This is a genomic window from Geodermatophilus aquaeductus (assembly GCF_900182545.1).
In the GTDB taxonomy this organism is placed as follows: Bacteria; Actinomycetota; Actinomycetes; order Mycobacteriales; family Geodermatophilaceae; genus Geodermatophilus; species Geodermatophilus aquaeductus.
This window is the reverse complement of record NZ_FXTJ01000003.1, coordinates 485,114-509,713: the sequence shown is the minus strand read 5'-3', so window position 1 is coordinate 509,713 and position 24,600 is coordinate 485,114. Positions and strand designations below refer to the sequence as shown.

The 24,600-nt window shown below is 74.8% G+C and carries 20 protein-coding genes and 1 pseudogene; 10 read left to right on the top strand and 11 right to left on the bottom strand.

What is annotated here, in order from left to right; all coding sequences use genetic code 11:
* Positions 1-96 precede the first annotated feature (96 nt).
* Positions 97-1,020, bottom strand: coding sequence for a maleylpyruvate isomerase N-terminal domain-containing protein (locus FN207_RS11325; RefSeq protein ID WP_142458565.1), 924 nt, complete (start codon positions 1,018-1,020; stop codon positions 97-99).
* Between the two features lie 81 nt (positions 1,021-1,101).
* On the opposite strand from FN207_RS11325, the gene FN207_RS11320 reads away from it, so the two are divergent.
* Entirely contained in the window at positions 1,102-2,220 is a 1,119-nt protein-coding gene (locus FN207_RS11320) for a GGDEF domain-containing protein (protein WP_142458564.1), read from the top strand.
* 355 nt (positions 2,221-2,575) lie between these two features.
* Entirely contained in the window at positions 2,576-3,076 is a 501-nt protein-coding gene (locus FN207_RS11315; RefSeq protein WP_110007004.1) for a DUF3145 domain-containing protein, read from the top strand.
* Between the two features lie 259 nt (positions 3,077-3,335).
* On the opposite strand, the gene FN207_RS11310 is transcribed toward FN207_RS11315, so the two are convergent.
* The 6 genes and pseudogenes from FN207_RS11310 to FN207_RS11285 all read right to left on the bottom strand — a co-directional run bounded on the left by FN207_RS11310 (position 3,336) and on the right by FN207_RS11285 (position 9,872).
* A complete protein-coding gene (locus tag FN207_RS11310; RefSeq protein WP_142458563.1) occupies positions 3,336-4,748 on the bottom strand; it encodes an acyl-CoA carboxylase subunit beta in 1,413 nt (470 codons plus the stop codon).
* 22 nt (positions 4,749-4,770) lie between these two features.
* Positions 4,771-6,012 carry a beta-ketoacyl-[acyl-carrier-protein] synthase family protein gene (locus FN207_RS11305; protein ID WP_142458562.1) on the bottom strand — a complete coding sequence of 414 codons (1,242 nt, stop codon included), beginning with the start codon at positions 6,010-6,012 and terminating at the stop codon, positions 4,771-4,773.
* 51 nt (positions 6,013-6,063) lie between these two features.
* A pseudogene (locus FN207_RS11300) lies at positions 6,064-6,240 on the bottom strand (acyl carrier protein); the annotation flags it as partial.
* Positions 6,241-6,379: 139 nt separating this feature from the next.
* Entirely contained in the window at positions 6,380-7,345 is a 966-nt protein-coding gene (locus FN207_RS11295; protein WP_221888140.1) for a beta-ketoacyl-ACP synthase III, read from the bottom strand.
* Positions 7,342-8,544 (bottom strand): acyltransferase domain-containing protein, encoded by a 1,203-nt coding sequence (locus FN207_RS11290; protein WP_142458561.1) that lies wholly within the window; start codon positions 8,542-8,544, stop codon positions 7,342-7,344. The genes FN207_RS11295 and FN207_RS11290 overlap by 4 nt, the downstream gene beginning before the upstream one ends.
* A gap of 149 nt (positions 8,545-8,693) precedes the next feature.
* Positions 8,694-9,872, bottom strand: coding sequence for a PucR family transcriptional regulator (locus tag FN207_RS11285; RefSeq protein WP_246065983.1), 1,179 nt, complete (start codon positions 9,870-9,872; stop codon positions 8,694-8,696).
* A gap of 44 nt (positions 9,873-9,916) precedes the next feature.
* Between FN207_RS11285 and FN207_RS11280 the strand changes: the two genes are divergently transcribed.
* On the top strand, positions 9,917-10,618 hold the full coding sequence (locus FN207_RS11280; RefSeq protein WP_246065982.1) for a phosphatase PAP2 family protein: 702 nt from the start codon (positions 9,917-9,919) through the stop codon (positions 10,616-10,618).
* Complete coding sequence (locus FN207_RS11275; protein ID WP_142458560.1) at positions 10,615-11,100, top strand: pirin family protein; 486 nt, start codon at positions 10,615-10,617, stop codon at positions 11,098-11,100. Before FN207_RS11280 ends, FN207_RS11275 begins: the two co-directional genes overlap by 4 nt.
* A 37-nt stretch (positions 11,101-11,137) precedes the next feature.
* Here FN207_RS11275 and FN207_RS11270 read toward each other — a convergent pair whose 3' ends face one another.
* Positions 11,138-12,418: a right-handed parallel beta-helix repeat-containing protein gene (locus tag FN207_RS11270; protein WP_142458559.1), complete on the bottom strand. Its 1,281-nt coding sequence runs from the start codon at positions 12,416-12,418 to the stop codon at positions 11,138-11,140.
* Between the two features lie 151 nt (positions 12,419-12,569).
* Positions 12,570-13,595, bottom strand: coding sequence for a LacI family DNA-binding transcriptional regulator (locus tag FN207_RS11265; RefSeq protein ID WP_142458558.1), 1,026 nt, complete (start codon positions 13,593-13,595; stop codon positions 12,570-12,572).
* Between the two features lie 187 nt (positions 13,596-13,782).
* Between FN207_RS11265 and FN207_RS11260 the strand changes: the two genes are divergently transcribed.
* The 6 genes from FN207_RS11260 (at position 13,783) to FN207_RS11235 (ending at position 20,739) form a co-directional block, all read left to right on the top strand.
* The gene (locus FN207_RS11260) at positions 13,783-15,078 is read left to right on the top strand and encodes an extracellular solute-binding protein (protein WP_142458557.1); all 1,296 of its coding nucleotides are present in this window, start codon (positions 13,783-13,785) and stop codon (positions 15,076-15,078) included.
* Between the two features lie 99 nt (positions 15,079-15,177).
* Positions 15,178-16,167: a carbohydrate ABC transporter permease gene (locus FN207_RS11255; RefSeq protein ID WP_142458556.1), complete on the top strand. Its 990-nt coding sequence runs from the start codon at positions 15,178-15,180 to the stop codon at positions 16,165-16,167.
* A 9-nt stretch (positions 16,168-16,176) separates the two neighbouring features.
* Positions 16,177-17,082, top strand: coding sequence for a carbohydrate ABC transporter permease (locus FN207_RS11250; protein WP_142458555.1), 906 nt, complete (start codon positions 16,177-16,179; stop codon positions 17,080-17,082).
* Positions 17,083-17,129: 47 nt separating this feature from the next.
* Positions 17,130-18,230, top strand: coding sequence for an ABC transporter ATP-binding protein (locus FN207_RS11245; RefSeq protein WP_142458554.1), 1,101 nt, complete (start codon positions 17,130-17,132; stop codon positions 18,228-18,230).
* A 96-nt stretch (positions 18,231-18,326) separates the two neighbouring features.
* On the top strand, positions 18,327-19,748 hold the full coding sequence (locus tag FN207_RS11240; protein WP_142458553.1) for a GH1 family beta-glucosidase: 1,422 nt from the start codon (positions 18,327-18,329) through the stop codon (positions 19,746-19,748).
* 19 nt (positions 19,749-19,767) lie between these two features.
* Positions 19,768-20,739 carry a glycoside hydrolase family 88 protein gene (locus tag FN207_RS11235; RefSeq protein WP_142458552.1) on the top strand — a complete coding sequence of 324 codons (972 nt, stop codon included), beginning with the start codon at positions 19,768-19,770 and terminating at the stop codon, positions 20,737-20,739.
* Here the strand turns inward: FN207_RS11235 and FN207_RS11230 are convergent.
* Both FN207_RS11230 and aceE read right to left on the bottom strand, forming a co-directional pair.
* On the bottom strand, positions 20,693-21,649 hold the full coding sequence (locus FN207_RS11230; protein WP_142458551.1) for an FAD-dependent oxidoreductase: 957 nt from the start codon (positions 21,647-21,649) through the stop codon (positions 20,693-20,695). The two genes, FN207_RS11235 and FN207_RS11230, sit on opposite strands and share 47 nt — an antisense overlap.
* Positions 21,650-21,659: 10 nt before the next feature.
* Positions 21,660-24,458 (bottom strand): pyruvate dehydrogenase (acetyl-transferring), homodimeric type, encoded by a 2,799-nt coding sequence (gene aceE, locus FN207_RS11225; protein WP_142458550.1) that lies wholly within the window; start codon positions 24,456-24,458, stop codon positions 21,660-21,662.
* Between the last annotated feature and the right edge of the window lie 142 nt (positions 24,459-24,600).

The window sequence follows — 24,600 nt, the reverse complement described above, 5'->3', positions numbered from 1 at the left end:
TGCTTGGCTACACGCCTACAACCACCATCGGCCCCACACCGGCATCGGCGGCCACCCACCCATCAGCCGCTTGACCAACCTGCCCGGTCAGTACAGCTAGCGCCGTCCGCGGAAGCGGCCGAGCAGGTCCCCGGCGCCCCCGACGGTCCGTGCCGCCAGCGCGAGGATCGGCCCGCCGGGGATGCCCGGCGCCGACTCCACGATCGGCGCGAGCCGCATCAGCTCCGGCAGGTCGCGCACGCGCAGCCGCCGGCGCACCAGGGCCGCGGCGGGGTTGGTCCGTCCCGACGCCGCCTCCAGCAGCACGTCGGCCGCCGCCTCGACGACGGCGCCCCGCGGCCGCCCGCCCGACACCCGGCGCACCGTCCACCCGCGCGGGTCGGCGGCGAAGGCCCAGCCGCCGTCCGGCGTGACCAGGGCGGCGCCGCCGGTGATATCGGAGGAGGCGGCCAGCGCACCGGTCACGTCGGCCAGCGCGGCCAGCCCGGCGTCGAGCACCGACGGCGGGGGAGGGGGTGCCCCCAGCGGCACGAGGTCCAGGCCGTGGACGGCGAGCTCGTAGGCCTGACCCAGCACCACCGACAGCATCGGCAGCCGCCCGACGGTGGAGACGGCGGGTGCGGTGTCGAGCTCCGCCGGCTCGTCGGCCAGGTACCGGACGGTGGCCTCCCGGTTGCGGCGCAGCGCGGCCAGGACCTCCTCGCGGGAGGCGTCGCGGTGGGCGGCGGTTACCCGGGCGTTGGTCGCGTCGACGTCCGGCGGTGTCCCCGTGCCGCCCGCGCGCGCCGAGGCGACCAGGTCGTCCAGCGCGGCGTGGTCGGGCCAGGCGCCCAGGTGCACGCACAGCTCGTGGGCCCGCCAGCCGGGCAGCCGGGTCGGCCGGTCGAGGTCGACGGCGGCCGCCCGCTCCAGGAACGCGTCCCAGGCGCCGAGCACCATCGGCCCCACCACGTCCCGGCCTTCGCCGGCCATCCCGTACCGCGTCGCGTCGTCATGGCGTGCGTCGTCGTCCCGTTCCATGCCATGCCCCTACCCACCCCGTCGGGGGAGCGCTCGGGGATCCGGATCGAGATCGGAACGGATCCGGCCGATGCACCGACCGTGGACGACGCAGCAGCCGCGGGACCGGCCCCGGTCCGGCGCCTGCGCCGACGCGCTGCGCCGGCCTGGCTGGGCGCCGGGCTCTCCCGGCCGCTGGCCGAGGACGACGAGCGCGCCCGCTTCTGGGTGCGGCACGTGCACACCGGCGTGCTGCTCAGCGAGATCGCCGGCCTCGCCTGCCTCGTCTACACCCTGACCACGCCGACCCCCGGCCACCGGCACCCGGTGCTGCTGGCGCTGGCCGGCGCGGTCGTCGTCGGCACGCCCCTGCTGCTCCTGCTGCCCCTGGACCGGATCGTCCGCGACCTGCGCGGGCCGCTGCTGTTCTACGGCTGGACGGTCGCCACCACGGCGATCGTGACCGCGGCGTCGGCCTTCGACGGCGGGGCCGACAGCCCGCTGCCCGTGCTGTTCTTCCTCGTCCTCGTCTACATGGCTGTGGCCTTCCCGCCGGCCGGCGTGGTGCTCACCGGTGGGCTGATGACCGCCGCCCACACGGCGCTCGTCGCCGGGCCGCCGGACCCGCAGTCGCTGCTGGTGACCACCGTGCTGGCGACGACCACGCTCATCTGCACGATGACCTCGGCCAACCAGTGGGCCGCCCACGACCGCCAGGTGCTGCTCCTGCGCACCCAGGAGGCGCTGGCCACCACCGACCCGCTCACCGGTGTCCCCAACCGCCGCGTGTTCCTCGACCGCGTCGGCCGCGCCGTGGGCCGCGCCGGCCGGGGCGAGCGGGCCGTCGTCTGCATCGTCGACCTCGACGGCTTCAAGGCGGTCAACGACCTGCAGGGCCACGCCGCCGGCGACGACGTCCTGCGGGCGGTGGCCGCCGCGCTGGGCCGGGTGGTCCGCGAGACCGACACGGTCGCCCGCCTGGGCGGCGACGAGTTCGCCGTCGTCGCCGGCTCCCTCCTGCCCGCCGACGACGCCGCGCTGGCCGACCGACTGCGCGCCGCCGTCGCCGAGGTGGGCGCCGGCTGCGGCGTCACCGCCAGCGTCGGGTGCGCCCTCGTCCACCCCGGCGACGACGTCGCGGACGTGCTGCACCGGGCCGACGCGGCCATGTACCGGGCCAAGGCCGCAGGTGGGGACCGGGTCGCCGACCTCGCAGGGTGACGGGTCGATCCGCGCGCCGCTCACCCAGCGTCACCGGGGACCGGTCGAGTTCCGCATGTGACACCCCCGGTCGCAACGGGCCGTGACGGGGGTGACCGTGTACCGTCAGGCAGCCCACCCCTGGGTTGGACGCCTGCCGCGTGGTCGTGGTACGGCCGTTGACCAGCACTTCCGTGACCGCTGAGACGGATGGGGTCACTTCCGGCACAGTCGCCGCATCCGCACTGGCGCGACCGGTGCCTCATCGTGCACACTGTCCCCGGGACCCCTGGTCCGACGCCGCCGAACACAGCCTGTCACCGAACCGATCGTCCGTTGGGGAAGACGAGACCGATCGAGTCGATGGAGGTGCCTCGTGCAGCGACGGTCTACCCAGGGTGTCGTCTTCGTGCACTCCTGCCCGAAGGCGCTCTGCCAGCACGTCGAGTGGGCGCTCGAGCGCGTCATCGGCGCGCCGGTCTCCCTGTCGTGGGCCGACCAGCCCGCGGCGCACGGTGCCTACCGTGCCGAGGTCGCCTGGACCGGCTCTCCCGGGACGGGCGCCAAGCTGGTCGCCGCGCTCCGCGCGTGGCCGATGCTGCGCTTCGAGGTCACCGAAGAGGCCAGCCACGGCAACGACGGCGAGCGCATGTCCTACGTGCCCGGGCACGGCGTCTTCCGCGCTCCCACGAGCGCCAACGGCGACATCGTGGTGACCGAGCAGCAGCTGCGCACCCTCGCGGCGACCGCCACGTCGGTCGAGGCGTTCCGCCACGGGGTCGACCAGCTCCTCGGCGCGGCCTGGGACGCCGACCTCGAGGTCTACCGCTACGCCGGTGACGGCAGCCAGACGACCTGGCTGCACCAGGTGGTGTGAGGCCCGTCCCGGTCGAATCCCCAGGTCACGATCAGGGCACGACGGCGTGAGGCACCCCGGTCCGTCGTCGTAGGCTGCAGACCAGGTCGTCCGGACGCCGTCGGGGAAGCGGCGTCCGGGCGGCCTCAGCACGAGAGGCCCGTTCCCTCCAGGGAACGGGCCTCTCGTCGTCTGGACGACTTCTTCCGGTGAGCAGTCGGCCCCGCTGCAGGGTCCCGTCGCGAGCTTGCGAGTGGCGGGAGGCAGGGGGGTCCTTCTCCTACAGCGGGATGTTGCCGTGGGCGCCACGGCCGGCCGGTGCGGCGGCGAGGGCGGCCACCAGCCGGCCCCGGGTGCGGGCGGGCTCGACGACCTCGTCGACGACGCCGATCTGCAGCGCCCGGTTCACCCCGCCGGCGATGCGCTCGTGCTCGGCGGCCAGCTGGGCGTGCAGGGCCTCCCGCTCGCCGGGGGGCACGGCGGCCAGCTTCTTGCGGTGCAGGATCCCCACGGCGGCCTTGGCGCCCATGACGGCCACCTCGGCCCCCGGCCAGGCGAAGACGGCCGTGGCGCCCAGGGACCGGGCGTTCATGGCGATGTAGGCCCCGCCGTAGGACTTGCGGGTCACCAGCGTCACCCGGGGCACGACCGCCTCGGCGAAGGCGTGCAGCAGCTTCGCGCCGCGCCGCACCACGCCGTCCCACTCCTGGCCGACGCCGGGCAGGTAGCCGGGGACGTCGACCAGCACCACCAGCGGGACACCGAACGCGTCGCACATCCGCACGAAGCGGGCGGCCTTCTCCGCCGACGCCGAGTCCAGGCAGCCGCCCAGCCGCAGCGGGTTGTTCGCGATGACGCCGACCGTGCGCCCGGCCAGCCGGCCCAGCGTGGTGACGACGTTGGGCGCCCAGCGCGGGTGCAGCTCCAGGCCCGGCCCGTCGAGCACCGCGGCCACGAGCGGCTTGACGTCGTAGGCGCGGTTGGTCTGCTCGGGCAGCAGGGCGCGCAGGTCGACCTCGGGCTCGCCGGCGGCCGGGGCGAAGGAGCCCTGCGCGGCCAGCAGGTCCACCGCCTGCCGGGCGGTCGCGAGCGCCGCGGCCTCGGAGTCGGTGACCACGTGCACGACGCCGCTGCGCCGGCCGTGGGTGTCGGGCCCGCCGAGGCTCTCCATGTCGACGTCCTCGCCGGTCACCGAGCGGACGACGTCGGGTCCGGTGACGAACACGCGGCCGGCCGGGCCCATGATCACCAGGTCGGTGAGCGCCGGGCCGTAGGCGGCGCCGCCGGCGGCCGGCCCGAGGACGACCGAGATCTGCGGGATCCGGCCCGAGGCCCGCACCATCGCCGCGAACACCTCGCCGACGGCGTGCAGTGCGGTGACGCCCTCGGCCAGCCGGGCGCCGCCGGAGTGCCAGATGCCGACCACCGGCACGCGCTCGCGCAGCGCGGTGTCGATGGCGTCCACGATGTGCCGGCAGCCGTCGATGCCCATGGCGCCGCCCATCACGGTGGCGTCGGTGCAGAAGGCGACGGCGGGGGTGCCCCCGACGGTCCCGCGCGCGGCCATGACCCCGGAGGTGTCGCGGGGGACGAGCAGCGTGGTCGACCCGGCGTCGAAGAACCGCTGGAGGCGGTCCTCGGGGTCGCGCGGGTCGGGGCTGGGCAGGGTCGGGACGGCGTGGACGGTGGTCACCGGGCCTCCAGGGGCACGTGCGTCAAGCGGTCGTGAAGACCAGCGCGATGTTGTGGCCGCCGAAGCCGAAGGAGTCGTTGACCGCGGCGGACAGCGACGCCTTCCGCGGCTCGCGGCGGACGATGTCGAGGGCCTGCACGGCCGGGTCGTCGTCGGGGTCGTCGAGGTTGGCGGTGGCCGGCACGATCTGCTCGCGCAGCGCGAGGATGGTGAACACCGACTCCAGCGCGCCCGCGGCACCGAGCAGGTGACCGGTCTGGCTCTTGGTGGCCGACACCAGCGCGTGCTCGCCGACGGCGCTGCGGATGGCCGCGGCCTCGGCGGTGTCGCCGACCGGCGTCGAGGTGGCGTGCGCGTTGACGTGGCCGATGTCGCTGGGGGACAGGCCGGCGTCGCGCAGCGCGGCACCGATGGCGCGGGCGGCGCCCTCGCCCTCGGGGTGGGGCGCGACGAGGTCGTAGCCGTCGGCGGTGGCGCCGGCCCCGGCCAGCCGGGCGTGCACGCGGGCGCCGCGGGCGGCGGCGGAGTCGGCCCGCTCGAGGACCAGCGCGGCCGAGCCCTCGCCGAGGACGAAACCGTCGCGGCCCTTGTCGAACGGCCGCGAGGCGCGCTCGGGCTCGTCGTTGCGGGTGCTCATCGCCCGCATCGCGGCGAAGCCGGCCATGGGCAGCGGGTGCACGCAGGCCTCGGTGCCGCCGACGAGGACGACGTCGGCGCGGTCGAAGCGCAGCAGGTCCAGACCCCAGCGGATCGCCTCGGCGCCGGAGGCGCAGGCGCTGACCGGGGCGTGCACGCCGCCGCGGGCGCCGATCGCCAGGCCCACGGCCGCGGCGGGGCCGTTGGGCATGAGCATCGGGATGGTGAAGGGGGAGACCCGCTTGGGCCCCTTCTGCTCCAGGACGTCGTCCTGGCCGAGCAGGGTCAGCGCCCCGCCGATGCCGGTGCCGAAGACGACGGCGATGCGCTCGGGCGCGACGCCGGCGTCCGCGGCGCCGGACTCCGCCCAGGCCTGCTCGGCGGCGATGACAGCGACCTGCTGGCTGCGGTCGAGCCGCCGGGCGCGGACCCGGTCGATCTGCGTGGCCGGGTCACTGGCCAGCGCGGCGACGAGCTGGGCGGGGAACTCCTTCGCCCAGTCGTCGGTGAGCCGGCTGATCCCCGACCGCCCGGCCAGCAGGGCCTCCCAGGTGCTCGCGACGTCGCCGCCGAGCGGCGTGGTGGCACCGAGACCGGTGACGACGACGTCGCGGTCGGACGTGCTCATGACGTGTTCCTCCTGGGATGGGCGGCCGGGGGCCGGGGAGAGCGGGGCGGGTCAGCCCTGGTTCTTCTGGATGAAGCTGATGGCGTCGCCGACGGTCTTGATGTTGCCGAGCTCGTCGTCGGGGATGGCCACGCCGAACTTGTCCTCGACGGCCGTGGCGATCTCGACCATCGACAGTGAGTCGACGTCGAGGTCCTCCGTGAACGACTTCTCCGGGGTGGCGTCAGCGGGGGCGACCCCGGCGACCTCCTCCAGGATCTCGGCCAGACCTGCCTGGATGTCCTCGCTCACGCGGGGGTCCTCTCTCTCGGTGGGGACGGGCGGTGCCCGCCGTCGGGCCCGGGGGATCCGGGGGCTGGGGTGCCGGTCAGGGCAGGACGAGCACCTGGCCGGCGAAGGTGAGGCCGGCGCCGTAGCCGAGGACCAGCGTGAGGTCCCCGCTCTTGGCCTCGCCGGACTCCATGAGCGCGGTGAGGGCCAGCGGGATGGAGGCGGCGGAGGTGTTGCCCGAGTGCACGACGTCGCGGGCGACGACGGTCTCCTTGCCGAAGCCCAGCCGCTTGGTCATCGACTCGACGATGCGCAGGTTGGCCTGGTGCGGGGCGAACACGTCGATGTCCTCGGGGCCGACGCCGGCGGCCTCCATGGCCTGGATCAGCGTGTCGGTGAGCCGGGTGGTGGCCCAGCGGTACACGGCCTGGCCGGCCATCGAGATGCCGTTGCTGCCGGCCACGATCTCGATCGCGGAGTACTGGTCGCCGTCGCTGCCCCACGCGACCGGACCGATGCCCGGCTCGTCGGAGGCGCCGACCACGGCCGCCCCCGCGCCGTCGGCGAAGATCACCGCGGTCGAGCGGTCGGTCTGGTCGACGACGTCGGTGAGCCGTTCGACGCCGACCACGAGCGCGTTGCGCGCCGAGCCCGCGCGGATGGAGGCCGAGGCCATCTCCAGCGCGTAGCAGAAGCCGGCGCACCCGGCGTTGAGGTCGAAGGCGCCCGGGCGGGGGATGCCGAGGCGGTGGGCGACCTGCGGGCCGATGCCCGGGATCGGCTCCTTGAGGCTGGCGCTGGCCAGGATCACCAGGTCGACCTCGTCGGGGGACAGGCCGCTGGCGGCGAGCGCCTTGCCACCGGCGGCGACGGCCATCTCCTGCAGCGTCTCGTCCTCCGACGCCCAGCGGCGCTCGGCGATGCCGACCCGCGTCTGGATCCACTCGTCGTTGGTGTCCATCACCTGGGCGAGCTCGTCGTTGGTGACCCGCCGGCGCGGGCGGTAGGCGCCCAGGCCGAGGATGCGCGCCCCGGGGGCGCCCTCGGGCAGTCGGATGCTCACGCGGGGACCTCCGGGTAGAGACGGGCGAGGGGGTCGCCGGCGTCGACCAGGTCGCCGTCGTGCACCAGCCACTCGGCGAGGACGCCGTCGTACCCGGCGGAGACGTTGACCTCCTCGCGGCGGCTGCGCACGCAGCCGAGCGGGGTGCCGGCGGGCAGGCGGGTGCCCTCGGGGACGTCGGCGGGGCTGACCGTGCCACGGACGGGGGAGACGACGACGCGCCAGTCGGGCTGGTGCTCGGCCTCGGGCTGGACGCGGGCGGCGTCGATGAGGGCGCGGGCGCGGTCGAGGTCGGCGGGGCCGGCCAGGGCCAGCACCTCGACGTCGGCGCCCTTCCACTCCCGCTTGGCCAGGCCGGCCAGCGCGCCGGCCGGCGGCAGCTCGATGGCCGCGGTGACGCCGAGCTCGCGCAGGGTGGCCAGGCAGGCGTCGAAGTGGACCGGGCTGGTGACCTGGCTGACCAGGCGGGAGAGCGCCTCGGTGCCGGTCGAGACCGCGGCGCCGTCGGCGTTGGACAGCAGCAGGCGGCTCGGGTCGGCCGGGCGCAGGCCGCCGACGAGGCCCTCGAGCTCCTCGCGGGCCGGGCCCATGTAGGAGGTGTGGAACGCGCCGGCCACCGACAGCGGCACGACGCGCGCCTTGGCCGGCGGCTCGGCCTTGAGCGCCGCGAGCCCCTCGAGCGGGCCGGCGACGACGACCTGGCCGCCGCCGTTGAGGTTGGCCGCGGTCAGCCCGTGCCGCTCCAGCGCCTTCTCGAGCTCGTCGGGGTCGCCGCCGAGGACGGCGGACATCCCGGTCGGGGTGAGGCTGCACGCGCGGGCCATCGCCCGGCCGCGGACGGCGGTCAGCGCGATCGCCGCCTCGACCGACAGGACGCCGGCCAGCGCGGCCGCGGTGAGCTCCCCGACGCTGTGGCCGGCGATGACGACCTCGCGGCCGGTGTGCGGCGTGTGCGCCACCGGGCCGGGCAGGCCGCCGAGCTCGCGGGCCACGAACAGGCTCATCGCGACGACCAGCGGCTGCGTGACGGCGGTGTCGCGGATGGCCTCCGCGTCGCCGGTGGTGCCGAGGGTCAGCAGGTCGGCGTCGGCGATCGCCCCGGCCCAGCGGAAGAAGGACTCGGCGCCGGGGAGCTCCAACCAGGGGGTGAGCATCCCGGGCTTCTGCGCACCCTGCCCGGGTGCGAGGACGGCCAGCACCTCCTCACCGTCTCATTGCTCACGTGGTCCCGCGCGCTCGTCCGGAACGAAAGGACACCACATCCCTTTGGAGGGTCTCCACAAACGGGAGGCGCAGACGAGCCGTCGCGGGGCCGTTCCGTGGTGGACAACACACGGAGTGGCGGCCGTCAGTGCCAGAGGGAGCGCTCGCCGTCGAGGTCGGCCAGCGCCAGCGCCACCTGGAGGGTCCAGGCGCCGCGGGGGTCGGTCACCACCAGGCCGGTGAGCTCCGCGGCCCGCTTGAGCCGGTACCGCACGGTGTTGGGGTGGACGAACAGCGCCCGCGCGCTGGCCTCCAGGTTGCCGCCGGCGGCGAGCACCGCGCGCACCGTCTCCAGCACCTCACCGCCGGCGGTGCGCAGCGGCAGCACGGCCCGCCCGGTGAGCGCCGCGCGGGCCAGCGGGTCGCCGTCGAGGGCCCGCTCGGGCAGCAGCGCGTCGGCGGGCACCGGGCGCGGGGCGCCGGGCCAGGCCCGCGCGGCCCGCAGGCCGGCCAGCGCCGCGGCGGCCGACCCTCCGGCCGCGCTGAGCCGGTCGACGACGGGGCCCAGGACGACCGGTCCCGGCCCGAACTCCTCGGCCACCCGCACGGCCGCCGTCGGCACGTCCTCGGCGCCGCCCAGCACCACCACCAGCTGCTCGGCGTGCACGCCGACGAGCACCTCGCAGCGATGCGAGCGGGCGGCGCGGCGGACGCCGGTGTGCGCGTCGCCGTCGGCGGGGGCGGCCCCGACCAGCACGGCCACCGGGCCGGTGCCGGCCCAGCCGAGCGCGGCGGCGCGGCCGGGCAGCTCCTCGGTGCGCTCGCCGCGGACCAGCGCGTCGACGACGAGGGCCTCCAGCCGCGCGTCCCAGGCGCCGCGGTTCTCGGCGAAGCTGGCGTAGACGTGCGCGGTGGCGAAGGCGACCTCGCGGCTGAACTGCAGCACCGCCATGCGCAGGGTGTCGGCGTCGCCGGGCTCGGCCACCGACTCGACGTGGTCGTCCATCACCTCGACGGTGAGCTTGACCAGGTCGACGGTCTGCTTGAGCGGCACGGCGCGGACGAGGTCGCGCGGGGCGGCGCCGAACACCTCGCCGGTCAGCCGGGGCGGGCGGCCGGGCGCGCGGCACCACTCGACGAGCGAGGCGATGCCGGCCTGGGCCACGAGCATCACCCACGAGCGCTGGTCGGCCGGCATGGTGCGGAACCACGGCAGGTCCTCGTCCATGCGGGCGACGGCGCGGGTGGCGATGGCCCCGGACGCGCGCTCGAGCCGCCGCAGCGTCGCCGCCGTCGGCGGGTGGTCGATCACCCGGTGGGCCACCTGGTCAGCGTGTCACGGCGGGGCCCTTCGGGGAGAGTGGGGGAGTGAGCGCCCCGACCTCCCCGCGGTCCCGGCTGCGTCCGCGGGTGCGCCGCCGGGTGCACGCCGCGGTGGGCACCGGGGTCGCCGTCCTCGCCGTCCTCGGCACCGGGGTGGCGGCCCGGTTCGGCCCGCAGGTGCGCCTCGACGGCGCGGTGAGCCGCGCGCTCTACGCCGGCGACGACCGCTCGCCCCTGCGCGGCGGGTTCCTGGAGGTCCTCACCACGCCGGGGGTCACCTGGTTCCGTGTGCTCGTCTTCCTGCCCGTGCTCGTCTGGCTGGTCCGCCTCCGCGCCTGGCGCACGGTCGTGTGGGTCGTCGTCGCGATCACCGCCGTCGGGCCCCTGACCACCGCGATCAAGGAGCTGGTCGGCCGCGCCCGGCCGGCGTTCGAGAACGGCGGCCTGGTCTACGAGGGGCTCAGCTACCCGAGCGGGCACTCCTCGGGCATCGCCACGCTGGTCACCGTCGGGCTCGTGCTGGCCTGGCCGCGGCTGGACCCGGCCCGGCGCCGGGCCGCCGTCGCGGGCGGGGTCGCGCTCGCCGTCCTGGTCGCACTGACCCGCATGTGGCTGGGTGTGCACTACCTGTCCGACGTCGTCGGCGGGCTGTGCCTCGGGGTCGCCTGGTCGCTGCTCGTGGCGCGGGTGGCCGGCGGCCTCCCCGGTGGTCCCGGGGCGCTGCCCGGGCGGGACGCCGCGTCGTGACCGGGCCCGAGGGCGCGACGCTGCTCGAGCCGGGCGACGGCTCGCTGGGGCCGCTGCTGCGGGTCACCGACGACCGGCTCCCGCCCGGGGCCGGCTACGGCGTGCACGCCCACCGCGCGGTCGACGTCGTCGCCGTGGTCCTGTCCGGGTCGGTGACGCACCGGTGGGGCGCGGGCGCGGTGGTCGGCGCCGGCGACGTGGGGGTGCTGCGGGCCGGGACCGGCCTCGAGCACGACGAGGTCGCCGGCCCCGACGGCGCGCGGGTGCTGCAGTGCCACCTCCGCCCGGCCGGGACGGTCGCGGCGCCGGCGCACGAGGTGGTGCGCGCCCCGCGCGGCTGGGTCGACCTCGGCCGCGCCGACGCCCGGCTGTGGATCGGGGAGGACGGTGCCGACGTCCCCGACGGCGTCGTGCTGCGCCAAGGCGGCGGGGTCGTCGTCGTGTGGCGGGTCGACGCCACCCGCCCCGACTGGGCCCGGTGACCGGGGGCCCTCCGGAGAGGCCCCCCGGCCGTCGGCGTCAGGGGGTGCAGATCCCCGGCGGGAAGCTCGCCGCGCAGGTGTTGTCGGCGAACTCGACCGCGCCGACCTCGCCGAGGAACGGGCTGAGCTGCGGGGAGCTCAGCAGGACGTCGACGGGGACGTTGCCGGTGAGCGCGTTCTCCTCCACGACGACGTCCTCGGCGGGGCCGGGGTCGATGCCCGGGGCGTTGTTGAACGGCGGCAGCGTGACCAGGACGAGCCCCCCGGCGGGGAACTGCAGCGACGCGGGGTCGACCGACGGCGCGTTGTCGTGGACGTCGTTGTGCCGCACGCTCACGGAGTCGGCGTTGACGATGCCGATCCCCGTGCCGGACACCCGCAGCGACGCCTCGACCTCACCCACGCCGGCGAGGCAGAACCGGTCGTTGCCCGTCACCTCGTTCCACCGCAACTGCCAGTCCCCGCCCTCGACCTGCCGGCTGTCGTCCGGGATCTCGGTGAGGGCGTCGTCGAAGAGCAGGATCCCGACGCAGTTGCCGGACACGTAGTTGTTCCGGATGGCCCCGCTGCGCGACTCGCGGGCGAAGACGCCGATGTTGTGGCCCTGCACGTCGTTGGCCACGACGTCGGCGTAGGAGGCGTCGGAGTCGGTGACCCCGATGCCGGCCGTGCCGCTGTTCGGCGCGTCGGGCGTGCCGCGGTCGGTTCCCTGCACGATGTTCCGGGAGATCCGGGTGTGGGTGGAGTCCGCGGCGAGGATGCCGAAGCGCTCGTGCCCGTGCGCCCGCGTCTTCGTCACCCGGAAGCCGTCGGCGCCCCAGGCAGCGATGCCGTTGGCCGGGTGGTCCTGCGTGGACAGGTTCCGCACCCGCACCGGGCCGTCGGGGTCGAGGAAGAACAGGCCGGAGACGTCGTCGGCCAGCGTGTCGGGGTCCGACTCCGGATCGGCGCCGTTCTGCGCCTCCCAGCAGGGGTTCGGGTCCACCGCCGGCAGGTCCGCGGGGGTGGTCCACTCCGGCCAGCGGATCCGCGTCCCGTCCTCGCCGCGACCGGCGCCGACGATGGTCAGGCCCTTGCCGACGACGCAGACCGCCTCGTCGTACGTGCCCGCCTCGATCCTGATGGTGTCGCCCGAGCGGGCCTCGTCGACGGCGGCCTGGATCGACTCGCCGGGGTGCACCACCCAGGTGGTGCCTCCCGTCGCCGCGGCGACGCCGGCGGGCAGGGCGGTGACGACGAGGGCCGCCGTCGCGGTGACCGTCAGCCCGCGGGACAGGCGGGACGCCCGGAGGCGTCCTGCCGTGCTGCCGTGCTGCATGTGTCCTCCCGGTTGTGCACGCACCGGGGACCCGGCGCGTGCGGCAACCATGGGGAGGATGTGACGGAAGGGTCCGGTGACACGACGAGGGGCGTCGAACCTCATACCCGGGTCGTGCGCGCACCTCCTCCTTCGGGCGTGCTCCCTGCGACTAGGCGGAGGCGCGCACCACCAGGCGGGTCGGGCAGACGCGGGCCTGCACCTCGGCATCGCCCTCGACCTGGCGCAGCAGCAGGTCGGTCATCAGCCGGGTCATCTCGTCCAGCGGCTGGGCCACCGTGGTCAGCGGCGGGTCGCTGGTGGCGGCCACCGCGGCGTCGTCGAAGCCCACGACGGCGACGTCGCCGGGCACCGAGCGGCCGGACTCCCGCAGCGTGCGCAGCGCCCCCACCGCCATCGGGTCGGAGGCCACGAACACCGCGTCGATGTCCGGCGCCCGCTCGAGCAGCAGGGCCATCGCCCGGGCCCCGCCCGCCTCGGTGAAGTCACCCGTGGCGACCAGGTCGGCGTCCGGCGCGATGCCGGCGGCCTCCAGCGCCGCGCGGTACCCGGCGTGCCGGTCGATGCCGGCGATCATGTCCTGCGGCCCGCTCACGGTGGCGATCCGCCGCCGCCCGCCCGCCAGGAGGTGCTCGGTGGCCTCGCGGGCGCCGCCGGCGTTGTCGGCGTCGACGTAGCAGACCGTGCGCCCGTCCAGCGGCCGGCCGGAGAGCACCAGGGGGACCTGCGCCTCGGCGAGGACGGCGGGCAGCGTGTCCTGGCTGTGCAGCGACATCAGGATGACGCCGTCGACGTGGCCCTGGCGCACGTAGCGGGCGACCTTCTCCTGCTCGCGCTCCCCGCGGGCGGCCAGCAGCACCAGGTTCATCTCGGTGTCGGCCAGCGCGGCCGAGAGCTCCCGGACCACGCGGGCGAAGAACGGGTCGCTGAAGACCTGCGTGTCGGACTCCGACAGGACCAGCGCGATGGTGTCGGTCCGCCGGGTGACCAGGCTCCGGGCGGCCGGGTTGGGCACGTAGCGCAGCCGCGCGACGGCCTCCTCGACGGCCCGGCGGGCCTCCGGGCGCACCTTCGGCGAGCCGTTGACCACGCGCGACACCGTCGCCCGGGACACCCCGGCGAGCTCGGCGACCTCGTCGAGCGTGGGGGACGAGGCGCGTCCGGCGAGCGTCGTCACGAGGCCTCCTGAGGTCGCGGTCGGGGTCCATGGTGCACGGTCCGGGCCGCCGCGCGACTCGTCCGAACTCGTACTTGACAGGTGACTGTGGTGCCCATCACTCTCCTCCCAGCCGGTCGTGAGAGCGCTTTCACACCGGACACACTAGCCCGGACGAGGTCGTTCGGGAACCGATCCAGGAGGACCGATGACCGTTCCCCCGAGACGTAGGGCGGCACTGGGCGCCGCGCTCGTCGCCTCGCTCCTGGCCGCCGGCTGCGGGGGCTCCAGCTCCGCCGACGACGGCACCATCACGCTCGACGTGGGTCTGTTCGGGACCTTCGGGTTCGAGCAGGCCGGGCTCTACGACGAGTACATGCGACTGCACCCGGAGATCCGCATCGAGGAGACGTCGGTCGAGCGGTCGGCCGACTACTACCGGGCCCTGCAGACCCGGCTGGCGGCCGGGTCCGGCCTCGCCGACATCCAGGGCATCGAGATCGGCTTCGTCGCCGACGTCGTCGAGAACCACGCCGACGCGTTCGTGGACTTCGCGGCGGAGGGCAACGCCGACGAGCTCCTCGGCCACTACTACGACTGGAAGGTCGAGGAGGCCACCACCTCCGACGGCCGGGTCATCGGCCTGGGCACCGACGCCGGCCCGGAGGCCATGTGCTTCCGCCGCGACCTGTTCGAGCAGGCCGGCCTGCCCACCGACCGCGCCCAGCTCGCGCAGCTGTGGTCCACGTGGGAGGGCTACCTCGAGGTCGGCCGGCAGTACGAGGGCTCGGCGACCAAGCCGGAGGGCACCTCGTTCGTCGACAGCCCGGCCAGCGTGTTCTCGGCCGCCGTCTACCAGGGCGAGACCGCCTACGACGACGCGGACGGCAACCCGATCCCCGAGTCCAGCGACGGCGTGGCGTCGGCGTGGGAGAACGCCAGCGTCGCGGCCGCCGAGGACATGACGGCCAACCTCATCCAGTTCGGCGACGAGTGGAACGCCGCGTTCGCCAGCGGTGCCTTCGCCACCATCTCCTGCCCGGCCTGGATGCTCGGCTACATCAGCGAGCAGGCCGGCGAGGACGCCTCCGGCGCCTGGGACGTCGCGCCGCTGCCCGGCGGTGCCGGCAACTGGGGCGGCTCGTGGCTCGGCGTGACCGAGTCCAGCGAGCACAAGGAGGAGGCCATCGCCCTCGTCGAGTGGCTGACCGCCCCCGAGCAGCAGATCACGATGTTCACCGAGGAGGCGCACTTCCCCTCCAGCCAGGAGGCGGCCGAGGACCCGCAGGTGGCCGACGCCGCCAACGAGTACTTCAGCGGCGCGCCGGTCGGGCAGATCTTCGGGGACTCCGCCGCGGCGCTGCAGTTCACGCCGATCGGCCCGTACGACACGCAGATCCAGGAGGCGTTCACCAACGCCCTGAGCACGGTCGCCCAGGGGACCGCTCCGGACGACGCCTTCCAGGCAGCCCTCGCCGAGATCGAGCAGATCACCGGAGGCTGACAGACCCCGGCCGGTGCCCGAGCGCGTCCACCCGCCCGGGCACCGGCCGGTTCCACCCCGTCCGAGGGACCGAGCCCGAGAACCCCTGGAAGGCCCCGCATGACCATCGCCAGCGACGACCCCCGGGTCGCGGCGGCCGCCGCACCACCGCCGTCCGCTCCGCCCGCGCCCGCAACGGCCGCCCGCCGGCGGCGGTCCCGGCTCACCCGCAACCGCTGGGGTTACGCCTACGTCGCCCCGTTCTTCGTCCTCTTCGCCGCCTTCAGCCTCTACCCGTTCCTCTACACCGCCTACATCTCGCTGCACGAGGTGCGGCTGTCCGACATCGACGGCGCGGTGTTCGTCGGCTTCGGGAACTACACCGAGCTGCTGCAGAACGAGTTCTTCTGGAACGCCGCACGCAACACCCTCACCATCGGGATCCTCTCGACGGTGCCCCAGCTGGCCATCGCCCTCGGCCTGGCCCACCTGCTGAACTACCGGCTCCGCGGCCGCACCTTCTTCCGCGTCGCGATGCTCATGCCCTACGCGACCAGCATCGCCGCCGCCACGCTCGTCTTCGCCCAGCTCTTCGGCCACGACTACGGGCTGATCAACACGCTCCTCGAGGCGGTCGGCTTCGACCGGATCGACTGGGAGAGCGGCACCTGGACCAGCCAGATCGCCATCTCGGTGATCGTCACCTGGCGCTGGACCGGTTACAACGCGCTGATCTACCTGGCCGCGATGCAGGCCATCCCGAACGACCTCTACGAGGCCGCGACCCTCGACGGCGCCAGCCGCTGGCAGCAGTTCCTGCACGTGACCGTCCCGGCGCTGAAGCCCACGATCCTGTTCACGATCGTGGTCTCGACCATCGGCGCGGTGCAGCTGTTCGGCGAGCCGCTGCTGTTCAGCGGCAACGGCATGACCAGCGGCGGCGTCTCCAACCAGTACCAGACGCTCGGCCTGCTGATGTACGACCAGGGCTGGACGAACTTCCGCCTCGGCCAGGCGGCCGCGACCGCCTGGACCATGTTCCTGATCATCCTCGTCGTCGTCGGCATCGCCGGGCTGATCGCCCGCCGGCGCGCCCGGGCCGAGCGGTAGGAGCCGGTCATGACCACCCTCACCTCCGCGCCGGAGCAGGCCGTGCCCGCGCCGGCCTCCGCCTCGGCACCGCGCCGCCGCGGCCGCCGGGCCCGGAAGGTCACCTCCGCCGGGCCGCTGACCCACGTGCTGCTCGGGCTGACCGCCCTCCTGTCGGTCTTCCCGCTGTACTGGACCGCGGTCGCGGCGTCGAAGACCAACGCCGAGCTCGCCGGCACCCCGCCGCCGTTCCTCCCGGACGCCGACCTGTTCACCAACATCGGCCGGGCCATGGAGGAGGCGCCGATCGGGCTGGCGATCGTCAACTCGGTGATCGTCGCCGGCTGCATCACCGTGGGCACCGTCCTGTGCAGCACGCTGGCCGGCTTCGCCTTCGCCAAGCTGCGGTTCCGCGGCAACAAGGCGCTGCTGGGCCTCGTCGTCGGCACGATGATGGTGCCCACCCAGCTGGCGATCATCCCGCTGTTCATCCTCATCGCCCAGCTGCAGTGGGTCGACCACCTGCAGGCGGTCGTGCTGCCCACGCTGGTCAGCGCGTTCGGCGTCTTCTTCATGCGGCAGTTCCTGTCGCAGGCGCTGCCCGACGAGCTGCTCGAGGCCGCCCGCATGGACGGCGCCTCGACGCTGCGGACCTTCTGGTCGGTCGTCGTCCCGGTCGCGCGGCCGGCGATGGCGGTGCTGGCGATGCTCACGTTCCTCACCGCCTGGAACGACTTCTTCTGGCCGATCATCGCGCTGACCACAGAGAACCCGACCGTGCAGGTGGCGCTGGCCGGCCTGGGCGGCGGCTACGTCCCCGACACCGCGGTGATCATGGCCGGCACGCTCGTCGGCACCCTCCCGGTGCTCGTGGTCTTCGTCGTCCTCGGCAAGCAGATCGTCGGCGGCATCATGCAGGGCGCGGTGAAGGGATGAGGCGCCCGAGCACCCCCACCCCCAGCTCCCCGAGAGGCGCCTGACCCATGGCCACCGTCACCTTCGACGCCGCGACCCGCATCTACCCGAAGTCCGACCGGCCGGCGGTCGACACCCTCGACCTGGAGATCGGCGACGGCGAGTTCCTCGTCCTCGTCGGCCCCTCCGGCTGCGGCAAGTCCACCTCGCTGCGCATGCTCGCCGGCCTCGAGGAGATCGACGCCGGCAGCATCCGCATCGGCGACCGCGACGTCACCGAGGCGCCGCCCAAGGACCGCGACATCGCGATGGTCTTCCAGAACTACGCGCTCTACCCGCACATGACCGTCGAGCAGAACATGGGCTTCGCGCTGAAGATCGCCGGCGTGGCCAAGGACGAGATCGGCCGCCGGGTGGCCGAGGCCGCGAAGATCCTCGACCTCGAGGACTACCTGGGCCGCCGCCCCAAGGCGCTCTCGGGCGGCCAGCGGCAGCGGGTGGCCATGGGCCGCGCCATCGTGCGCAACCCGCAGGTCTTCCTCATGGACGAGCCGCTGTCCAACCTCGACGCCAAGCTGCGCGTGCAGACCCGCACCCAGATCGCGGCGCTGCAGCGGCGGCTGGCCGTCACCACCGTCTACGTCACCCACGACCAGGTCGAGGCGATGACGATGGGCGACCGGGTGGCGGTGCTCAAGGACGGCGTCCTGCAGCAGTGCGACACCCCCGGCGCCCTCTACGACCGGCCGGCCAACACCTTCGTCGCCGGCTTCATCGGCTCGCCGGCGATGAACGTCGTCACCGGACCGGCGGTCGACGGCGGCATCCGGCTCGCCGGCGCGGTGCTGCCGGTGCCGCGCGAGAAGCTCGCCCGCGCCGCGGCCGGCACCGGGAAGGTCACCGTCGGCTTCCGCCCCGAGTCGCTGGAGGTCGCCCCGGCCGGCGAGGGCGTGCCCGTGGTGGTCAACGTCGTCGAGCAGCTCGGCTCGGACGCCTTCCTCTACGCCACCCTCGGCGCCGACGACGACGGCGACGTCCTGCACACCGCCGACGTCGTGGTGCGGACCGAGCCCCGCACGGCGGCCGCGGTGGGGCAGACGGTGCACCTGCGGGTGCGCGAGGAGTGCCTGCACGTCTTCGACCCGGTGACGCAGCTGCGCGTCGACTGAACCCCCGCTCCACCCCCGGCGGTCCCGGTGCCGCCGCGCTGCCCCCTGCCCTGACCTCCCGCCCGTGCTCCCTCCTGCCCTGAGGAGAACCCTGCCGTGACCAGCACCGACATCCGCGAGGACGCCCTCGCCGGCCTCACCTTCCCGCCCGGCTTCGTCTTCGGCGCCGCTACCGCCGCCTACCAGATCGAGGGCGCCGTCACCGAGGACGGCCGCGGCCCCTCGATCTGGGACACCTACAGCCACACGCCCGGCCGCACCTACCAGGGCCACACCGGCGACGTCGCCGTCGACCACTACCACCGCTACCGCGACGACGTCGCGCTGATGGCCGGCCTCGGGCTGTCGGCCTACCGGTTCTCCGTCGCCTGGCCGCGGGTGGTGCCCGAGGGCGGCGCCCGGGTCGAGCAGCGCGGGCTGGACTTCTACCGGCGGCTGGTCGACGAGCTGCTCGCCGTCGGGGTGCAGCCCTGGCTGACGCTCTACCACTGGGACCTGCCGCAGGCGCTGCAGGACCGCGGCGGCTGGGCCGACCGCGACACCGCCGAGCGGTTCGCCGAGTACGCCTCCGTCGTCGTCGACGCGCTCGGCGACCGGGTGAGGCACTGGTCGACGCTCAACGAGCCGATGTGCAGCGCGCTGCTCGGCCACGTGTCCGGAGCCCACGCGCCGGGGCTGCAGGACCCGGTGGCCGGCGCCCGCGCCACCCACCACCTGCTGCTCGGCCACGGCCTGGCCGCGGCCCGGCTGCGGGAGGCCGGTGTCGAGTCCCTCGGCGTCACGCTCAACTTCACGCCGATGAGCCCGGCCAGCCAGGACCCGGCCGACGTCGACGCCGCCCGCCGTCTCGACGGCCAGCAGAACCGGATGTTCCTCGAGCCGGTCGTGAACGGCGCCTATCCGGCCGACGTCGTCGCCGACCTCGAGGCCGCCGGCGCCCCGCTGCCCGTCCGCGACGGCGACCTGGAGGTCATCGCGGCACCCCTGGACTGGCTGGGCGTGAACTACTACTTCGAGCAGACCGTGCGCGCCGGCGCCCGGCCGCCCGGCAAGCCGCCGACGTCGTTCATCGGCGGGGAGACCGTCGTCGAGCTCGACCCCGAGGGCCCGACGACGACGATGGGCTGGGGCATCAGCCCGCAGGCGTTCACCGACCTGCTGCTGTGGATCGGCGGGCGCGCGCCCGGGCTGCCGCTCGTCGTCACGGAGAACGGCTCGGCCTGGGACGACGAGGTCGACGCCGAGGGCGCGGTGCACGACCCCGAGGGCGCGGTGCACGACCCCGAGCGGACCGACTTCCTGGTGCGCCACCTCACGGCGATGGCCACGGCGATGGAGCGCGGTGCCGACGTGCGCGGCTACTTCGCCTGGTCGCTGCTGGACAACTACGAGTGGGCCCGCGGGTACGCCCAGCGCTTCGGGCTGGTGCACGTGGACTACGAGACGCAGCGGCGCACCGTGAAGGACAGCGGCCTGGCCTACGCCGAGCTGCTGCGCCGCCACCGCGACGCGTCCTGAGCGCCGGCCGGCGGGTCCCGTGCTCGACGACGGGACCCGCCGGCGGGTGCTCACCGCCCTGCTCGTGGGCCAGCGGCACTCCTGGGACCAGGGCCTGACCGCCGCGGTCCTCGACGGGACGGGCGAGGCCGGCGCGCTGCGCGCGCTCGTCGACGACGCCGTGGCCCGGCAGCTGCCCGACGGCCGGCTGGCCGAGCTCGACCCCGCGTGCAGCGTCAACGGCGGCGTCGTCGGTGAGTACGTGGACCTGGTGGCGCACCGCACGGGCGACGACGCGCTGGCCGCCGCGGCCGCCCGCCAGTGGGACTGGCTGCTGCGCGTGGCGCCCCGCGCGGCCGACGGCACCCTGTTCCACCTCGTCGGTCCGCGTGAGGTGTGGGCCGACACCGTGTTCATGGTCGTCCCGCCGCTGGCCGCGGCGGGGTATCCCTACGCCGCGCTCGCCCAGCTGGAGGGGCACCGGTCCCGGCTGCGGCGGCCCGACGGCCTGTGGCGCGCCCGGTGGGACGACGCCGCCGGGCGACCGGCCGACGCCGGCGCGTGGGGGACCGGCAACGGCTGGGTGGCCGCCGGCCTGGCGCGGACGGTGGGCCGGCTGCCGGCCGGGGTGGGCGCCGCCGTGGCCGGCGAGGTCCGCGCGCTGCTCGACGCCTGCCTGGCGCACCGGCGCCCCGACGGCACCCTCGGTGACGTGCTCGACGACGACGCGTCGCGCCCCGACCCCGCGGTCGCCGCGATGCTGTCCTATGCGGCCTCGACCGGCGCCGCCGAGGGCTGGCTGCCCGCGGCGTACGGCGGGGCCGGGCGGTCGCTGCTCGGCACGGCCGGCGCGTGCCTCGACGCGCTGGGGCGGGTCTCCGGCGTCCCGGCCGCGCCCCGGTTCGACCGCCCCGGGCACTCACCCGAGGCCCAGGCCCTCCTGCTGCTCGCCGACGCGGCCGCGGTCACACCAGGGCCGCGACGTCGGCCGCGCAGCCCCAGGAGAGGGTGACGCCGGCGCCGCCGTGCCCGTAGCAGGCGACGACGGGCCGCCCGCCGACCTCCAGGCGTTCCAGCCGCACCGTGGGCCGGGCCGGCCGCAGCCCGACCGCCCGCGACAGCACTGGCCGGCCCCGCAGTTCGGGCGCCAGCACGCAGGCCCGCTCCAGGATCGCGGCCTCCACGTCCGGATCGGGGTCCCGGCCGGTGGCCCCCTCCACCGCCGTGCCGCCGACGACGACGTCCCGCCCGCGGGGGACGACGTAGGTCAACCCGGCGGGGCCGTCCTCGTCGAGCACCCAGCCGGTCAGGCCCGGGTCGGCCAGGCGGACCACCTGCCCCTGCACGGGCACGCAGGTGTCGTCGTCGAGGAGGTGCCCGGCGCCGAGCCCCGCGGCGACCACGACGACGTCCCCGGCCACCTCGTCGAGCGCGCCGACCCGGCCCGGCACGGTGACCACCCCGGCCGCGGCGCACGCGGCGGCCAGCCACGGCAGGTAGGCACCCGTGTCGACCACCGGCAGGGTGCAGCGGGTACCGGCGGGAGCGCCGGGCGGGAGCTCGTCCGCGGACGCGGGCCGGACCCCGGGCACCCCCGGCGTCCACCACGGGTCGGGCTCGGGGGTGCGGTGCACGTAGGTGCCCGGGAGGAGCCGCACCCCGGTCGCCGGGTCGGCGGCGAGCCGGGTGAGGACCTCGAGCGAGGTGGCGCCCCACCGCAGGACGGCGTCCGCGGGCGCCGCCCGGTACGGGAACCAGATGGCGGCGGCCACCGCGGAGGTGGTCGCCTCCCACGGGTCGGCCGTGTGCACCCGCACCCGGTGCCCGGACCGCGTGAGTTCCAGCGCGCAGGTCAGTCCGACCACCCCGCCGCCGACGACGGCGACCCGGAGGCCCGGGCCGCCGTCGCCGGCGGTGCTCACCGTGCCGACGTCACGTCGCGGGGCTGGGGTCGGACCGCTCCTCCGGCGGCGCGGCCTGCACGTCGCGGATCCGGTACTTCTCCACCGCCTCGCGGACCGTCGAGCGGTCCAGCACGCCGCGGTCGGCCAGCGAGGCGAGCGTCCGGACGACGATCGACTCGGCGTCGACGTGGAAGTGCCGGCGCAGCGCCGGGCGGGTGTCGGACAGGCCGAACCCGTCGGTGCCCAGCGTCGACATGCCGCCCGGGACGTAGGGCGCGAGCAGGTCGGGGACCGCCCGCATCCAGTCCGACACCGCCACGACCGGACCCTCGGCGTCCTGCAGCCGCTGGGTCACGTACGGCACCTGCGGGTCCTCCTCGGGGTGCAGGAGGTTGTGCTCGGCCACCGCGTCGGCCTGCCGGCGCAGCTCCGTCCACGAGGTCACCGACCACACGTCGGCCGACACGCCCCAGTCCTCGCGCAGCAGCTCCTGCGCCCGCAGCGCCCACGGCACCGCGACGCCGCTGGCCAGCACCTGCGCCTTGTGGCCCTCGCCCTGGCCCGGCGCGTACAGGTACATGCCGGCGAGCAGCCCCTGCACGTCCAGGCCCTCGGGCTCGGCCGGCTGGTGGAACGGCTCGTTGTAGACCGTCAGGTAGTACATGACGTCGGGGCTGCGGTGCCCGCCGAGCGGGGCGCCCGGGTCCTCGCCGTACATGCGCAGCAGCGCGTCCCGGGTGATGTGCCCGACCTCGTAGGAGAAGGCCGGGTCGTAGGACACGACCGCCGGGTTGGTGTGCGCCATCAGCAGCGAGTGGCCGTCCTCGTGCTGCAGACCCTCACCGTTGAGCGTCGTCCGCCCGGCGGTGGCGCCGAGCAGGAAGCCGCGGGTCATCTGGTCGGCGGCCGCCCAGATCGAGTCGGCGGTCCGCTGGAACCCGAACATCGAGTAGAAGATGTAGATCGGGATCATCGGCTCGCCGTGGGTGGCGTAGGACGTCCCGACGGCGGTGAACGACGCCGTCGACCCCGCCTCGTTGATGCCCTCGTGCAGGATCTGGCCCTGCTCGGACTCCTTGTAGGCCAGCATCAGCTCGCGGTCGACCGAGGTGTAGCGCTGGCCGGCCGGGTTGTAGATCTTCTGCGACGGGAACAGCGAGTCCATCCCGAAGGTGCGCGCCTCGTCGGGGATGACGGGCACGAACCGCGGGCCGAGCTCCTTGTCCTTGAGCAGCTCCTTGAGCAGGCGGACGAACGCCATCGTCGTCGCCACCTCCTGCTTGCCCGAGCCGCGGCGCAGGACGTCGAAGGCCTTGTCGTCGGGGGCCTTGAGCGTCTTGAACTCCGCCCGCCGGCGGGGGACCGCACCGCCCAGGGCCCGGCGCCGCTCGAGCATGTACTGCATCTCGTCGGAGTCGGGGTCCGGCCGGTAGTAGGGCGGCAGGGTCTTGTCGAGCTGCTCGTCGGGGATGGGCAGGTAGAGCCGGTCGCGGAAGGCGGCGAGGTCCTCGGCGGTCAACTTCTTCATCTGGTGCGTGGAGTTGCGGCCCTCGAAGTGGCTGCCCAGCGTCCAGCCCTTGATGGTCTTGGCGAGGATGACCGTCGGCTGGCCCTTGTGCTCCACCGCGGCCTTGAAGGCCGCGTAGACCTTGCGGTAGTCGTGCCCGCCGCGGGACAGACCCCAGATGTCCTTGTCGCTCATGTCCTCCACGAGCTTGCGGGTGCGGGGGTCGCGGCCGAAGAAGTGCTCGCGGACGAACGCGCCGTCCTCGGCCTTGTAGGTCTGGTAGTCGCCGTCGGGCGTCTGGTTCATGAGGTTGACCAGCGCGCCGTCGCGGTCGGCGGACAGCAGCGGGTCCCACTCGCGGCCCCAGATCACCTTGATGACGTTCCAGCCGGCGCCGCGGAAGAACGACTCGAGCTCCTGGATGACCTTGCCGTTGCCGCGCACCGGCCCGTCGAGCCGCTGCAGGTTGCAGTTGACGACGAAGGTGAGGTTGTCCAGCTCCTCGCGAGCGGCCAGGCCGATCATGCCGAGCGACTCGGGCTCGTCCATCTCGCCGTCGCCGAGGAAGGCCCACACGTGCTGGTCGGAGGTGTCCTTGACACCGCGGGCGTGCAGGTAGCGGTTGAACCGCGCCTGGTAGATCGCGTTCATCGGGCCCAGGCCCATGGAGACGCTGGGGAACTCCCAGAAGTCGGGCATGAGCCGCGGGTGCGGGTAGGACGACAGCCCGCCGCCGGGGTGGCTGACCTCCTGGCGGAACCCGTCGAGCTGCTGCTCGCTGAGCCGGCCCTCGAGGAAGGCGCGGGCGTAGATGCCGGGGGAGGCGTGGCCCTGGAACCAGATCTGGTCGCCACCGCCGGGGTGGTCCTTGCCGCGGAAGAAGTGGTTGAAGCCGACCTCGTAGAGCGAGGCGGAGGAGGCGTAGGAGGAGATGTGGCCGCCGACGCCGATGCCGGGCCGCTGGGCCCGGTGGACCATGATCGCGGCGTTCCAGCGGATGTAGGCCCGGATGCGCCGCTCGGTGTCCTCGTCGCCGGGGAAGTACGGCTCGCGCTCGGGCGGGATCGTGTTGATGTAGTCGGTGCTGCGGAGGGCCGGTACCCCGACCTGCTGCTCACGGCTGCGCTGCAGCATCTTGAGCATGAGGTAGCGGGCCCGCCCGCGGCCTGCGTGCTCGACGACGCTGTCGAGCGACTCGACCCACTCCTGGGTCTCGTCGGGATCGGTGTCGACCAGCTGGCTGGGGAGCCCGTCGGTGATGACCGCACGGGGCCGGCCGGCGTCGCGGGTGGGGTCGCCACCCTGCTGCGGAGCGCTCATGGGTCCATCGTCGCGCGCCGGGATGGTCCGCGTCACGCCCGACCTCCCGGCCAGCGGTGGGGAGGGCCCGCCGGGCGCGTCGTCGGCGAGCGCTTGCGCGTGACCAGGCATGCCCTACGCTCCTGCCCACGCGGACCGACGC